The following is a 13,759-nucleotide window of genomic DNA, read 5'->3' as shown; positions in this document are numbered from 1 at the left end:
ATTCCGCCCGGATGAGAGGGCGCTTTCGATTCAGGATTGTCATGCCGGTTATCAAAAAGAACAGTGTCAAACTGCGCGAAGAAGAGCGCGCGCGCCTTATATGGTTGCTCACTACCCATAAAGCTCTGACCGCCACGCTGTTAGGCGAAATCACGCTGGTAGAGCAGGTGAACAGTGAAGTGCTCGATCAACACCTGCTTGAAGTGCGCGCCCTCGCCGCGCACCTGCCGCCGCCGGATCTGGCCGATACCCTCGAAGCGCTGCCGGTGGTTGAACGCCATGCGCTGTGGCGGGTGATTGAAGATGACAAGCGCGGCAAAGTGCTGCTCGAAGCCTCGGAAAATGTCTGGGACGATCTGATTGATGAGATGAGCGACCGTGCGCTGCTGGATGCGCTGGAAACCCTCAATATCGATGAGCAGATCTACCTGGTGCAGCATCTTCCGCGCAACCTGACCGGGCGCATGATGGCAACGCTACCGCCGAAAGAGCGCGCGCGGGTGCGCCAGGTGATGCGCTATGGCAAAAACTGTGTCGGCGCGATCATGGAGTTTGAGGTGATCACCATCCGCGCGGAGGTGACGCTGGCCGCCGTTCAGCGCTACCTGCGCCGTCTGGGAAAGATGCCGGAGAACACCGACAAGCTGTTTGTGGTCGATCGCGACAACCGGCTGGTTGGCGAGCTGACGCTGCAAACTCTGCTGCTGAACGCTACCGATCGTGAAGTGGGCGAGGTGATGGAGAGCGATCCCGTCACCTTCCTGCCGGAAGAGGAGGCGGAGCGTGTCGCGCGCACCTTTGAGCGTGACAATCTGCTCAGCGCAGCGGTGGTGGATGAGAACGGCATTCTGATGGGGCGGCTGACCGTCGATGAGATCCTCGACGTGGTCTATGAAGAGACCGATAACGATATGCGTCAGATGGGCGGCCTGAGTACCGAAGAGGATGTCTTCGCCCCCGTCACCAAAGCGGTAAAGTCACGCTGGGCGTGGCTGGCGCTTAACCTCTGCACCGCCTTTATCGCCTCGCGGGTGATTGATGGTTTTGAACACACCATCTCGCAGCTGGTGGCGCTGGCCTCGTTGATGCCGATTGTCGCCGGTATTGGCGGTAACACAGGTAATCAGACCATCACCATGATTGTGCGCGCGCTGGCGCTGCAAAACATTCAGCCGGGCAACTTCTCGTTTCTTATTCTGCGCGAAATGGGGGTGGCATTAATTAACGGCGTGGTGTGGGGCGGCCTGATGGGCTGCATCACCTGGTGGCTGTATGGCGACCCGGCGCTGGGCGGCGTGATGATGCTGGCGATGGTGCTTAACCTGCTGATGGCGGCATTAATGGGTGTGCTGATCCCGATGCTGATGATCCGGCTGGGGCGCGACCCGGCGGTCGGCTCCAGCGTGATGATCACCGCCATTACCGACACCGGCGGCTTCTTTATTTTTCTTGGTCTGGCGACGCTGTTTTTGCTGTAAACAGCGACTTTTCCCGCCACTTCGCAGGCGTTATCGCCAGCGTCACCACGCCGGCAACCACGCCAATTGCCAGGTTGCCGGTGCTGACGGTGGCAATCACCGTTATCACCATCACCACGCTCTCAACGAAAGGCGCCTGCTTCAGGGTGCCTGGCTTGAGGCTTCCCCAGTTAAAGGTCTTGAAGGCGACAATCGCCATGATCCCGGCCAGCACTACCATCGGGATTTTCGCCATCACCTCGCTTAACGCCGTGACCAGCAGCAGCAACACCAGCGCGGCGGCAACGGTTGAGAGGCGCGTGCGGCCTTTGCCCATCTCAACGTTCACGATGGTTTGACCAATCATCGCGCAGCCGGCAATGCCGCCGTAAAAACCGGCGAGGATATTGGCGATGCCAAGCCCGGTACTTTCACGCCCTTTGTTCGACGGCGTATGGGTTAAATCGTCGACCAGTTTGGCGGTCAGCAGCGACTCCATCAGCCCGACAAAAGCGATGCTCAGTGCGCAAGGCCAGATAATGCTCAGCGTATGCAAATCAAACGGCACCAGCCATTCGGTCAGCCCCGGCAGGCCGCCCTGCATCGGGCCTTCATCGCCCACGGTGGGTAACACCTGACCACTAAAGATGGTATAGGCGGTCAGCACGACAATGGCGACCAGCGGCGCAGGCACACTTTTCAGCCAGCGCGGCAGCCACAGCACAATCAGCAGCGTCAGGGCGAAGAGCGCCAGAATAAGCGGGTTTTTGCTCCAGAAGTGGGGCACCTGGGCGAAGAAGATCAGGATGCCGAGGGCGTTAACAAACCCGGTCATCACCGCATGGGGAATAAAGCGCATCAGGCGCGCCATGCCGGTCAGGCCGAAGATAATCTGGATCACGCCCGCCAGTAATACCGCAGGCAAAATGTATTCCACGCCGTTCTGGTTGACCATCGGACCGATAACCAGTGCGACTGAACCGGCAGCCGCCGTTACCATCGCCGGGCGACCGCCGAGAATGGACATCGCGAAGCAGAGCACCACCGAGGCGATCAGGCTCACTTTCGGATCAACGCCAGCAATTACTGAAAAGGAGATTACTTCCGGGATCAGCGCCAGCGCAGTGATCACACCGGCTAAAATTTCACGTGTAAACAGCTTCGGCGAGCGCAGTACGGCGCTTACCGAAGAAGAGGGGAGGAGTGTTTTGTCGGTCATAACGTTCCGCAAGTGGAGAGTGCCATAGAAGCAGAGGCAAACGGCATCCATGCGTTTGGCAAAGCGCAGGATAATAGCAGATTCAGGCGCCAGGCGGGCAACGATTAGTGTCAAAACTAATGCATAAAAGCAACTTATTAGTAACATTTATATAATTATTATTTAATGTTTAAACATTATTTAAATCTCGACTTTTAAGTGCTACGTTAGACGAGCTAACGACTTAACCCTCTATAAATGCGAATAAAGCAGCACTAAAAGTAAGGCAATATCATCATGAAAAGAATGACTGCCAGGCTGTTTTCGATGGCTGTCGGGCTTAATGCTGTCTCAAAAGCAGCAGACGCGTCCGCATCGAAAGAGCAGGAAACAGATGTGCTTTTAATCGGTGGTGGGATCATGAGTGCCACGTTGGGAACCTGGCTTTCGGATCTTGAACCGGACTGGTCAATTACGATGGTGGAGCGTCTCGACGCCCTGGCGCAAGAGAGTTCAAACGGCTGGAACAACGCCGGTACCGGGCATGCCGCCCTGATGGAACTCAACTACACCCCCCGCAGCGCGGACGGCTCTGTCAGCATCAAAAAAGCGATTGAGATCAACGAAGCGTTTCGCATCTCTCGCCAGTTCTGGGCGCACCAGGTAAAAAGCGGTGTGCTGCGCGACCCGCGCTCCTTTATCAATACCGTGCCGCATATGAGCCTCGTCTGGGGCGACGACAACGTCAACTTCCTGCGCGCGCGCTATAAAGCGTTGCAGCAGTGCTCCCTGTTTCGCGGCATGCGCTACTCCGAAGACCCTGAGCAGATCAAACAGTGGGCACCGCTGGTGATGGAAGGGCGCGATGCCACGCAAAAAATTGCCGCGACCCGCACGGAGATCGGCACCGATGTTAACTTTGGCGAGCTGACGCGCCAGATGATCGGCTCGCTGCAGAAGAAGGCGAACTTCGCTCTGCAACTGGCGACCGAGGTGCGCGGCTTAAAGCGCAACGCTGACCAGAGCTGGAGCGTGACGTTGCATAACCTGAACAGCGGCGCTGAGCAGGTGATCAAAGCGAAATTTATCTTTATCGGTGCCGGTGGCGCAGCGCTGAAGCTGTTACAGCAATCCGGCATTCCGGAAGCGGCCGATTACGCCGGTTTCCCGGTCGGCGGCCAGTTCCTGGTGGCGGAAGATCCGGCGGTGGTGAATCACCACCTGGCAAAAGTCTACGGTCAGGCGACCGTTGGCGCGCCGCCAATGTCGGTGCCGCATATCGATACGCGCATTATTGATGGCAAACGCGTGCTGCTCTTCGGGCCGTTCGCCACCTTCTCGACGCGTTTTTTGAAAAACGGATCGCTGTGGGATCTGCTGCGCTCAACCAACTCTTCCAATATTTTGCCGATGCTGACGGTCGGAATGACCAACTTCAGCCTGGTGAAATACCTGGTAAACCAGGTGCTGCAAAATGAGGATGACCGCTTTGATGCGCTGCGTGAATACTATCCGCTGGCGCAAAAAGAGGACTGGCGCTTGTGGCAGGCAGGGCAGCGGGTGCAGATTATCAAACGCGAAGCCGGGAAAGGCGGGGTGCTGCGTCTGGGCACCGAAGTGGTCAGCGACAAAGAGGGCACCATTGCCGCGCTGCTTGGCGCGTCGCCGGGTGCCTCAACCGCAGCACCGATCATGCTCGAGCTGATGGAGAAGGTGTTTACCGAGCGCTTCGCCTCAGAGGCCTGGCAAACCAAGCTGCGGGAGATTATTCCCTCCTTCGGCACTGAGCTGAATGGCAATATCGAAGCCGCTGACGCCGAGCTGCGCTACACCAGTGAAATTCTCGGCCTGAAGTGCGATGAATCGATGGTGGCGGATATTACGCCGCCGGTGCAGAAGCCGGTGACGCAACCGCATCACGACGATGGGCAGGTTGCAGATATCGCACTGTAATGCAAACAATCCCGGTCAGATGGCCGGGATTTTTCATCTCTATTCCTGCTCATCACCGTAATAGAGCTTGCCGATTTTAATCAGCGGTCGGCCCTGGGATTTACGGTGCAGGTTGCTGTCGCGCAGGGAGTAGACGCAGCCGCAGTACTCCTGCTGGTAGAAGCGCTCCCGTTTGCTGATCTCAATCATCCTTGCCGAGCCGCCTTGTTTGCGCCAGTTGTAATCCCAGTAAACCATTTCCGGGTAGTGCCCCGCCGCGCGCTGGCCGCAGTCATTGATTTGCTGCATGTTTTTCCAGCGGGAAATGCCCAGCGAACTGCTGATGGCTTTGAAGCCGTGCTCATGGGCATAGAGCGCCGTGCGCTCAAAGCGCATATCAAAACACATTGTGCAGCGCACGCCGCGCTCAGGCTCCCACTCCATCCCTTTTGCCCGCTCGAACCAGTTGTCGGTATCGTAATCCGCATCGACAAAGGGCACGCCGTGCTTCTCAGCAAAGCGGATATTCTCCTCTTTGCGCAGTTCATACTCTTTTTGCGGATGGATGTTCGGGTTATAGAAGAAGATGGTGTAGTCGATACCGGAAGCCTGGATCGCCTCCATCACTTCACCCGAGCAGGGGGCACAGCAGGAGTGGAGCAGCAGTTTATCGGCACCGTTGGGCAGCTGGAGTTGGGGACGGTTTAAGTCGGACATAGGTTTCACTCATCATAACAGGCATGAATTTGTCTCTATGTTAACATCCTGATTACGAATTGCTTACCCGTTTGCCGGAATAAAAGGGTTTTTGACGGGCAAAAAAAAACAGCAAGTTAAAGTAACTTGCTGTTTTTCTTCGTCTTGCCGAAAAGGATCAGGCAACACGGCGGGGAATTTTGGTCGGCACGAGAGGATTTGAACCTCCGACCCCTGACACCCCATGACAGTGCGCTACCAGGCTGCGCTACGTGCCGACATGTGGCGCTAATACTACCCGTTTCTTGCCTGATTGCAAGTACAGGGCAGGCTGAGTGATTCATAAATAATCAATCAGTTAGCGATAAACCGTTTTTCATCGGTCAGCACCTGCAGCAGTAAACTGAGCTGCGGTTTCTGATCGCGGATCTTCTCGCCCTGCGCATCCCAGGACTTATAGTTGCCGTTCTGATCGAGCACCAGCGTCATCTGCGGCGTGGTAATCGCCAACGTATTGCTGTTAGCGGCGGTGACCCAGTTGTGTCGGCGCGTGGCGGTAAAGAGATCTTGACCCTGCGAATACTCATTAGCCGGCGTGCTGACATGCAGCAGACGCTGCATCAGGGTGGTCATCACATCCTGATGATCCGTCAGCCTGGTAATACGCTGCGCGGGCGTGCCCGGCCAGTGTACGACCAGCGGCACATGCAGGCGGCTGCGCGACCAGTCGAAGGTCGTGTCCTGTTGATCTGCCGGGATGCCGCGACCGGCGGTGATAACCACTACCGTGTTGTCCATTTTTCCGGAGGCGCGCAGCGCATCCAGCACGCGGGCAATCTGCGCATCGACATCGGCGGCAGCACGGGGATACTTGCGGGCAAAGCCCGGCGTATCGGTATCAAGCGCGGCGGTACCGTTTAAGGAGACCCATGAGAACCAGCGGGTATCTTCCTGTGCGTCATGGGAGAGCCAGTTGATCCACTGATCGGCCGTCTGTGCATCACTCTGGCTTTTCGCCGGCGGCAGCGAGAAATCTGACAGCAGCGCCTGGCGATAGAGCGGGCTGCTGAAGCCGTCGGATGAGAAGAGGCCAAGCTGGTAGCCCTGCTGATTCAGCGCGGTGATGAGTGCTGCCGGAATACGTGCTGACATCACGCCATCCATATAGCTTGGCGAAATGCCGTAGAAGAGGCCGAAGTAGCCATTATCGGCGTTATTCCCGGCGCTCATATGCTGGGTAAAGTTAACGTTCTGCCCGGCAAAACTCGCCAGCTGCGGCATCTGTTTTTCGTAACGGGCGTAGTTCAGCCCATCGACGGTAATCAGCAGCACATTCTGCCCGGAGCCCATATCGAGATAGCGCAGCTCGCTTAACGGATACTGCACCGATACCGCTTCCGGATTGCCTTGCTCCACCAGGCGACGCTGGTAATCCTGCGCATCCAGCAGACCATGTTTTTCAAGGAAGCGGCGCGCGGTCATCGGGTAAGAGAGCGGCAGGTTGGCGCGCTGCATGGTGATCGGGCGATAGAAATTGGCGTCCGCCCAGATGTACATCACATGGGTGGCAATAAAGGAGACGAAAAAGAGGGCGGCCACCGGTTTGGCGAAGTGGCGGCGGCGCGTGAGGCTGCGCAGCTTCTGCCAGCTCCAGGTCGCAAACAGCATCTCAATCAGCAAAATGACCGGCACGCTGATAAACATCAGCTGCCAGTCGCGGGCCATCTCGTTCTGATCGGGGTTAATGACCAGCTCCCAGACCACCGGATTGAGGTGCAGGTGAAAACGGGTAAAGACTTCGCTGTCGATAAGCAGCAACGTCATGCCTGCGGTGGCGAGGATCGCCGAGAGCACGCGCATCAGCCGCTGCGACATCACAATAAAGGTCAGCGGGAAGAGGATCAGCAGATAGGTGGCAAACACCACAAAGCTGAAGTGGCCCACCAGGCTCAGCCAGGAGTAAATACGCCCGGAAAGCGTGGTCGGCCAGTCGGCAACAAACAGGTAACGGCTACCGAGCACGATGGACAACAAAATGTTGAACAGCGCGAACCAGTGCCCCCAGCTCACCATCTGGGAGACTTTTTCACGGTAGCGTTGACGATTAGTCACCATAAACTGTTGTGATTTCCCTTAGTGCGCTTTGTCGTCGCCAATGGACGATTGCAGTGCCTTTGCGAACGATGTCGCGATGGCCTGACGCTGCGCGGGGGCGACGCTGCTGTTAATCAGGTTGGTCACCATATTGCCCAGCACCATCAAAGAGAGGTCGGCCGGTGCTTTGTGTTTTTCCAGTACGTTGGCCAGCTCACTGAGCAGTTGTTCAACGTGTTCATCACTGTAGCGGGAGATTTGTGGCATAAATCGAAATCAGTCTGTTCATGAAAGGGCAACATCTTACCGTAGGAAGAGCTTTTTTTCTGCTTTTTTATCAGCAGTTGCACCGCGGCGTTGGTGGTGGTTGAATACCGCCGGTCAAAAAGGAGAGTTTATCATGAGTCTGGACATCAACCAGATTGCCCTGCACCAGCTTATCAAGCGCGATGAGCAAACCCTTGAGCTGGTGCTGCGCGATTCTTTGCTCGAACCCACCCCGCCCGTCGAAGAGATGGTAGCGGAACTGCACCGGGTCTATAGCGCAAAAAGTAAAGCCTATGGCCTGTTTAATGAAGAGAGCGAGCTGGCACAGGCGCTGCGTCTGCAACGTCAGGGCGAAGAGGAGTTTCTGGCCTTCAGCCGCGCGGCAACCGGGCGCTTACGTGATGAACTGGCGAAATACCCCTTTGCCGACGGCGGTATTGTGCTGTTTTGCCACTACCGCTATCTGGCGGTGGAGTATCTGTTGGTGGCGGTGCTGAACAACTTAAGCAGCATGCGCGTCAATGAAAACCTCGATATCAGCTCGACCCATTATCTTGATATCAATCACGCCGATATCGTTGCGCGCGTCGACTTAACCGAGTGGGAAACTAACCCGGAGTCAACGCGTTATCTCACCTTCCTGAAAGGGCGGGTAGGGCGCAAAGTCGCGGACTTCTTTATGGATTTCCTCGGTGCCAGCGAAGGGCTGAACGCGAAAGCGCAGAACCGCGGGCTGTTGCAAGCGGTCGATGATTTTACCGCCCAGGCAGAGCTTGATAAATCCGAGCGTCAAACTGTGCGTCAGCAGGTCTACACCTACTGTAACGAGCAGTTGCAGGCGGGCGAGGAGATTGAGCTGGCGTCGCTCTCAAAAGAGCTGGCGGGCGTAAGCGAAGTGAGCTTTGAAGAGTTTACCGCAGGCCAGGGCTACGAGCTGGAAGAGAGCTTCCCGGCGGATCGCAGCACCCTGCGCCAGTTGACCAAATATGCCGGCAGCGGCGGCGGGTTGACCATCAATTTTGATGCGCTGCTGCTTGGCGAGCGTATCTTCTGGGATCCGGCTACCGACACGCTGACCATTAAAGGCACGCCACCAAACCTGCGCGATCAGTTGCAGCGTCGGCTGAACGGCGGAAAATAGGCCATAAAAAAACCCCGCCGGAGCGGGGTTTTTTCTTCAACATGTCAGCGATTACGCGCGAACGAAGTCGATGTGAGTCAGTTTCGGCTTGAACGGGTGACGCTGAACAGCCTGAATCTTAACTTTAACTTCTTTGCCATCGAGAGCCAGGGTCAGAACTTCGCTGTAGAAGCCAGGCTTAGTCTGCATGTTCCACACTTTGTCGTGATCCAGTTCGATAGCAACCGGCGCTTCAGTTCCACCGTAGACGATAGCCGGGAACTTGTTCGCGGTGCGCAGGCGGCGGCTCGCACCCTTACCCTGCTCATTACGTACTTCTGCGTTAATAGTAAACATTTGAATCTCTCTTAAATAAATCCTGTTACAGGCGACCCAGCAACAGGCAGATGATCGGCTTTGCGGATGCAAAAGCGGGCGGTATTCTATCCCCTAATGATTGATACAGCAATCAAAAGTGCGCTTAGCCGCGCAATTCATGCGCCCGGCGAAAGCGACCTTCGTAATCAAACACTTTTTCCCGCACCTGCCAGTACTGCCCTTTCATACGTGCGACGACAAAATCGGGGTGGCGCAGCAGCGCCTGCTGGGCAACGATATCCGCCGCCACAATCCAGCGTAACGGCACGCCGGGCGTGCGCGTATGCGGACGCATAAAGAGCTGCTCAAAGGCGGTGCGCTGCGCCGGGGTCTGCAGGCGAAAGCGCTCGCTGACATCGGCGCCATCTTCATCGTAATAGGTGATTTTCAGCCATTCGCCTTTCTCATCCGCGCCGTGCTGCAATGTCATGCCACTACAGCGCAGCACCAGCGCATCTTTCAGCTTCAGCGCGGCTTTCAGCATATCGTCCGGGTCGACGAGAATCGCATCGCAGCTGCGGCAGCGGCGGGCGGCGATATCATTCTCCGCGTTGCAGTGCGGACAGTTTTTAAAGCGGAAACGGTAATCGCACTGCTCGCGATGCCCTTCATCATCTTCAAACCAGCCCTGGCAGCGGCGGCCAAAGTGCTCAATCAGCGTGCCGTCAGCAGTGGTTTTCCCCCAGAAGGTATTGGCAAAGCCGCAGCCCGGGCAGAAGACCTGCACCGGCACGTTATCGCTTTTGCCTTTCGGCGCGCCAATCTCCGGGGCGTAGAGGTCGTGCGGGTTACCGGCGTAATCCAGAATCAGGCAGTCGGTTTTCCCCGGTGCCAGGCGCAGGCCGCGACCGACAATTTGCTGATAGAGGCTGACGGATTCCGTCGGGCGCAAAATGGCAATCAGATCGACATGCGGGGCATCAAAGCCGGTGGTCAGCACTGCGACGTTGACCAGAAAGCGGAACTGCTGTTGTTTGAAAGCTTCAATTAAGGCGTCACGCTGCGGGCCGGGCGTTTCGCCGGTGATCAGCGCTGCGTCGTCCGCGGGCAGCAGGCCGGTGATCTCGCGGGCGTGCTCCACCGTGGCGGCAAAAATCATCGCCCCTTTGCGCGTCTGCGCAAACTCAACAATCTGGCTGACAATGTGCGGCGTAATGCGCTTCTGCTTCTTCAGTTCGCGGTTCAGCTCCGCTTCGCTGAACAGGCCATTGCTCTGCGTCTGTAAGCGGCTGAAATCGTACTGCACCACCGGCATATCCAGCCGCTCCGGCGGCGTCAGATAACCGTGTTTAATCATATAGCGCAGCGGCAGTTCATAAATACAGTCGCGGAACAGCGCTTTTTCATCTCCGCGTACCATGCCGTGATAGTGAAAGCGGTAAATCCACCCTTTGCCAAGACGGAAGGGGGTTGCCGTCAGGCCGAGCAGGCGAATGCGCGGATTCACCTCCTTCAGATGGGAAAGAATTTGCTGATACTGGCTGTCGTCGTCATCGCTGATGCGATGGCACTCATCCACCACCAGCAGGGAGAACTCACCCTGGAACTGATCAAGGTTGCGCGCCACCGACTGCACGCTGCCGAACACCACTTTGCCGTGGCTCTGCTTGCGCTTCAGCCCGGCGGCGAAAATATCTGCGTCCAGCCCAAGGGCGATATATTTGGCGTGGTTCTGCGCAACCAGCTCTTTCACATGTGCCAGTACCAGCACGCGACCGCGCGCCAGCCGCGCCAGCTCGGCAATTACCAGGCTTTTTCCGGCGCCGGTCGGCAGCACAATCACTGCGGGTTCGGCGTGTTGACGAAAATGGGCGAGGGTGGCATCCACCGCTTCGCGTTGGTAGGGGCGTAGCGTAAAAGTCATTGTCTCAACGGCGTTACAGATTGACGGCAGACAGTATGCCACGAAACTTTGCTTTAAGCGGTTTATGATGCTCGTTATACTTCAGGCTGTTCATCTCTTTTGTGGGCGCATTGCCCCCATTCAGCACCATACAGGCCAGAAAATTTCATGCGACTTGATAAGTTTATCGCTCAGCAGCTTGGCGTCAGCCGCGCCATTTCCGGGCGCGAAATCCGCGGCAGCCGTGTTACGGTCAATGGCGAGATCGTTCGCGATGCCGCCTTTAAACTGCAACCGGAACACGAGGTTGAGTACAACGGTAACACCCTCGTTCAGCAGACCGGCCCGCGCTACTTTATGCTGCATAAACCGGAAGGGTACGTCTGTTCTACCGAAGATCCCGATCACCCGACGGTGCTCTACTTCCTCGACGAGCCGGTCGCGCATAAGCTTCACGCCGCCGGGCGTCTCGATATCGACACCACCGGTCTGGTGCTGATGACCGATGATGGCCAGTGGTCGCACCGCATTACCTCGCCGCGCCATCACTGCGAAAAGACCTACCTGGTGACGCTGGAGTCGCCGGTTGCAGAAGACACCGCCGAGCAATTTGCCCACGGTGTTCAGCTGCATAATGAAAAAGATCTCACCAAACCCGCCGTGCTGGAGGTGATTACGCCGACGCAGGTGCGCCTTACCATTAGCGAAGGGCGCTATCATCAGGTGAAGCGCATGTTTGCCGCCGTGGGTAACCACGTGGTCGGCCTGCATCGCGAACGCATTGGTGGCATCCGTCTGGATGACGACCTGGCGCCGGGTGAGTACCGCGCGCTTACCGAGGATGAAATTGCCAGCGTTGGCATGCTCACCCGCTAACTTCAGGAGATTGCTGCCGTGACCAGCAGGCCACACTCATCACTGAGTATTGTCTTTATCCTTGGCCTGTTGGCCATGCTGATGCCGTTGTCGATTGATATGTATCTGCCCGCCTTGCCAGTAATTGCCGGGCAGTTCGGCGTACCGGCCGGCAGCGCGCAGATGACCCTGAGCAGCTACATTCTCGGCTTTGCCATCGGCCAGCTCTTCTATGGCCCGATGGCAGACAGCATCGGGCGCAAGCCGGTGATCCTCGGCGGTACGCTGGTGTTCGCCGTCGCGGCGGTGGCCTGCGCGCTGGCGCAGAGTATCGAGCAGCTTATCTTTATGCGCTTTTTGCACGGCCTCGCCGCCGCGGCAGCCAGCGTGGTGATTAACGCCCTGATGCGTGATATCTACCCGCGCGAAGAGTTCTCCCGCATGATGTCCTTTGTCATGCTGGTGACCACCATCGCGCCGCTGCTGGCGCCGATGATTGGCGGCGCGGTGCTGATATGGTTCAACTGGCACGCCATCTTCTGGATCCTCGCGCTGGCGGCGCTGCTGGCATCAGGCATGATCGCCTTTTTCATCCGTGAAACGCTGCCGGTAGAGAAGCGGCATAAGTTCCATTTCCGCACCACCCTTGGCAACTTTGCCTCGCTATTTCGCCACAAACGCGTGCTCAGCTATATGCTCGCCAGCGGCTTCAGCTTTGCCGGGATGTTCTCCTTCCTCAGCGCCGGGCCGTTTGTCTATATCGAAATCAACCACGTCTCGCCGCAAGACTTTGGCTACTACTTTGCGCTCAATATCGTCTTCCTGTTCATCCTGACCATTATCAACGGCCGCTTTGTGCGCCGGGTTGGCGCGCTGAATATGTTCCGCAGCGGGTTGTGGATCCAGTTTGTGATGGCGTTATGGATGGTGGTGACCGCGCTGCTCGGTGTTGGCTTCTGGGCGTTGGTGGTGGGGGTGGCGGCTTTTGTCGGCTGCGTCACGCTGGTAGCATCGAACGCGATGGCGGTGATCCTCGACGAATTCCCGCACATGGCTGGCACCGCTTCGTCGCTGGCGGGCACCTTCCGTTTCGGTATCGGAGCGATTGTCGGCGCGCTGCTGTCACTGGCCACCTTCAACACCGCCTGGCCGATGATCTGGTCGATGACCTTCTGCGCCACCTGCTCGGTTCTCTTCTATCTCTATGCCAGCCGCACCAAAAAAGCGGCATAAACCTATCTCAACGGGGAGCGTAACCCGCTCCCTCCATTGATGCATATCAAGCAAAAGCCGTTCTCTTTTTGGGCTTTTTGTTTCTTTTATGTAAAATCCTCTCGTGTAAAAAGTCACATCTTTGTAGTGAAAAAGGTTGAGTTAGATCTCATAAACGGGTACATATAGCCGAAAAGTTGGCCTGCCGACGCGTTCATAACATGCTGATAAAAGCGCGGCAAACCCACACACTACGCGGGGTGCAACCTTTTCTCTGCCGCTGGCAGGATGAAATGTGAATAGTGTGTTAATCTAGATGTGAAATATTTGTGAAGTGAAAGTGCTTCTGGGGAAAGAAAGTGAATACATTACAGCTCTCAATCATCCACCGTTTGCCCCAGTGCTATCGCTGGCGAGAAGGTTTTGCAGGTGCCAAAGTTGAACCGATTCCGCAAAATGGACATGCGGCTGACGACGCGCTGGTGGCATTAAAATTGCTCAGCCCGGACGGCGATAACGCCTGGCCGGTGATGCATAAACTCAGCCAGGCGCTCAGTGATATCGAAGTCGACTGCTCGGTGGTTGAGTGCGAAGGCGAGCCATGCCTTTTCGTTCACAGCCAGGATGAGTTTGCCGCGACCTGCCGCCTGAAAAACTTTGGCGTTGCCATCGCGGAACCCTTCTCCAACTACAACCCGTTCTGAACC

The 13,759-nt window shown here is 56.7% G+C and carries 12 protein-coding genes and 1 tRNA gene; 6 read left to right on the top strand and 7 right to left on the bottom strand.

Annotated features, from left to right (window positions below; translation table 11 throughout):
- Window positions 1-41 precede the first annotated feature (41 nt).
- Entirely contained in the window at window positions 42-1,478 is a 1,437-nt protein-coding gene (gene mgtE / locus IAE48_RS02245; RefSeq protein WP_094421197.1) for a magnesium transporter, read from the top strand.
- On the opposite strand, the gene IAE48_RS02240 is transcribed toward mgtE, so the two are convergent.
- Window positions 1,441-2,676, bottom strand: a complete 1,236-nt coding sequence (locus IAE48_RS02240) for a SulP family inorganic anion transporter (protein WP_200133336.1) — start codon at window positions 2,674-2,676, stop codon at window positions 1,441-1,443. The genes mgtE and IAE48_RS02240 overlap by 38 nt on opposite strands.
- A 276-nt stretch (window positions 2,677-2,952) precedes the next feature.
- On the opposite strand from IAE48_RS02240, the gene mqo reads away from it, so the two are divergent.
- Complete coding sequence (gene mqo / locus IAE48_RS02235; protein WP_200133335.1) at window positions 2,953-4,608, top strand: malate dehydrogenase (quinone); 1,656 nt, start codon at window positions 2,953-2,955, stop codon at window positions 4,606-4,608.
- Window positions 4,609-4,647: 39 nt separating this feature from the next.
- Here the strand turns inward: mqo and IAE48_RS02230 are convergent, their stop codons facing one another.
- The 4 genes from IAE48_RS02230 to IAE48_RS02215 form a co-directional block, all read right to left on the bottom strand.
- Window positions 4,648-5,304, bottom strand: a complete 657-nt coding sequence (locus IAE48_RS02230; protein WP_094421191.1) for an epoxyqueuosine reductase QueH — start codon at window positions 5,302-5,304, stop codon at window positions 4,648-4,650.
- A 180-nt stretch (window positions 5,305-5,484) separates the two neighbouring features.
- Window positions 5,485-5,561 (bottom strand) — tRNA-Pro (locus IAE48_RS02225).
- A 76-nt stretch (window positions 5,562-5,637) separates the two neighbouring features.
- Complete coding sequence (gene yejM, locus IAE48_RS02220) at window positions 5,638-7,398, bottom strand: LPS biosynthesis-modulating metalloenzyme YejM (protein WP_139965252.1); 1,761 nt, start codon at window positions 7,396-7,398, stop codon at window positions 5,638-5,640.
- An 18-nt stretch (window positions 7,399-7,416) separates the two neighbouring features.
- Window positions 7,417-7,644, bottom strand: coding sequence for a YejL family protein (locus tag IAE48_RS02215; protein ID WP_023479697.1), 228 nt, complete (start codon window positions 7,642-7,644; stop codon window positions 7,417-7,419).
- Between the two features lie 133 nt (window positions 7,645-7,777).
- Here IAE48_RS02215 and yejK point away from each other — a divergent pair, with 133 nt between their 5' ends.
- On the top strand, window positions 7,778-8,785 hold the full coding sequence (gene yejK / locus IAE48_RS02210; RefSeq protein WP_200133334.1) for a nucleoid-associated protein YejK: 1,008 nt from the start codon (window positions 7,778-7,780) through the stop codon (window positions 8,783-8,785).
- 51 nt (window positions 8,786-8,836) lie between these two features.
- Here the strand turns inward: yejK and rplY are convergent, their stop codons facing one another.
- Both rplY and IAE48_RS02200 read right to left on the bottom strand, forming a co-directional pair.
- A complete protein-coding gene (rplY, locus tag IAE48_RS02205) occupies window positions 8,837-9,121 on the bottom strand; it encodes a 50S ribosomal protein L25 (RefSeq protein ID WP_042713291.1) in 285 nt (94 codons plus the stop codon).
- A gap of 124 nt (window positions 9,122-9,245) precedes the next feature.
- Window positions 9,246-11,006 (bottom strand): DEAD/DEAH box helicase, encoded by a 1,761-nt coding sequence (locus tag IAE48_RS02200; protein ID WP_139965370.1) that lies wholly within the window; start codon window positions 11,004-11,006, stop codon window positions 9,246-9,248.
- 147 nt (window positions 11,007-11,153) lie between these two features.
- Between IAE48_RS02200 and rsuA the strand changes: the two genes are divergently transcribed.
- The 3 genes from rsuA to IAE48_RS02185 all read left to right on the top strand — a co-directional run bounded on the left by rsuA (window position 11,154) and on the right by IAE48_RS02185 (window position 13,756).
- Window positions 11,154-11,861, top strand: coding sequence for a 16S rRNA pseudouridine(516) synthase RsuA (rsuA, locus tag IAE48_RS02195; protein ID WP_094421092.1), 708 nt, complete (start codon window positions 11,154-11,156; stop codon window positions 11,859-11,861).
- 18 nt (window positions 11,862-11,879) lie between these two features.
- On the top strand, window positions 11,880-13,073 hold the full coding sequence (locus tag IAE48_RS02190; RefSeq protein ID WP_094421090.1) for a Bcr/CflA family multidrug efflux MFS transporter: 1,194 nt from the start codon (window positions 11,880-11,882) through the stop codon (window positions 13,071-13,073).
- Window positions 13,074-13,411: 338 nt separating this feature from the next.
- Window positions 13,412-13,756, top strand: a complete 345-nt coding sequence (locus IAE48_RS02185; RefSeq protein ID WP_023479706.1) for a YejG family protein — start codon at window positions 13,412-13,414, stop codon at window positions 13,754-13,756.
- The last annotated feature ends 3 nt before the right edge of the window (window positions 13,757-13,759 follow it).

Source organism: Kosakonia sp. S57 (assembly GCF_016516575.1).
In the GTDB taxonomy this organism is placed as follows: domain Bacteria; phylum Pseudomonadota; class Gammaproteobacteria; order Enterobacterales; family Enterobacteriaceae; genus Kosakonia; species Kosakonia cowanii.
This window is presented reverse-complemented; position numbering and strand designations above follow the sequence as displayed.

Coding starts and splice junctions, on each gene's coding strand:
- mgtE (WP_094421197.1), top strand. CDS start 42: ATGCCGGTTATCAAAAAGAACAGTGTCAAACTGCGCGAAGAAGAGCGC.
- IAE48_RS02240 (WP_200133336.1), bottom strand. CDS start 2,676: ATGACCGACAAAACACTCCTCCCCTCTTCTTCGGTAAGCGCCGTACTG.
- mqo (WP_200133335.1), top strand. CDS start 2,953: ATGAAAAGAATGACTGCCAGGCTGTTTTCGATGGCTGTCGGGCTTAAT.
- IAE48_RS02230 (WP_094421191.1), bottom strand. CDS start 5,304: ATGTCCGACTTAAACCGTCCCCAACTCCAGCTGCCCAACGGTGCCGAT.
- yejM (WP_139965252.1), bottom strand. CDS start 7,398: ATGGTGACTAATCGTCAACGCTACCGTGAAAAAGTCTCCCAGATGGTG.
- IAE48_RS02215 (WP_023479697.1), bottom strand. CDS start 7,644: ATGCCACAAATCTCCCGCTACAGTGATGAACACGTTGAACAACTGCTC.
- yejK (WP_200133334.1), top strand. CDS start 7,778: ATGAGTCTGGACATCAACCAGATTGCCCTGCACCAGCTTATCAAGCGC.
- rplY (WP_042713291.1), bottom strand. CDS start 9,121: ATGTTTACTATTAACGCAGAAGTACGTAATGAGCAGGGTAAGGGTGCG.
- IAE48_RS02200 (WP_139965370.1), bottom strand. CDS start 11,006: ATGACTTTTACGCTACGCCCCTACCAACGCGAAGCGGTGGATGCCACC.
- rsuA (WP_094421092.1), top strand. CDS start 11,154: ATGCGACTTGATAAGTTTATCGCTCAGCAGCTTGGCGTCAGCCGCGCC.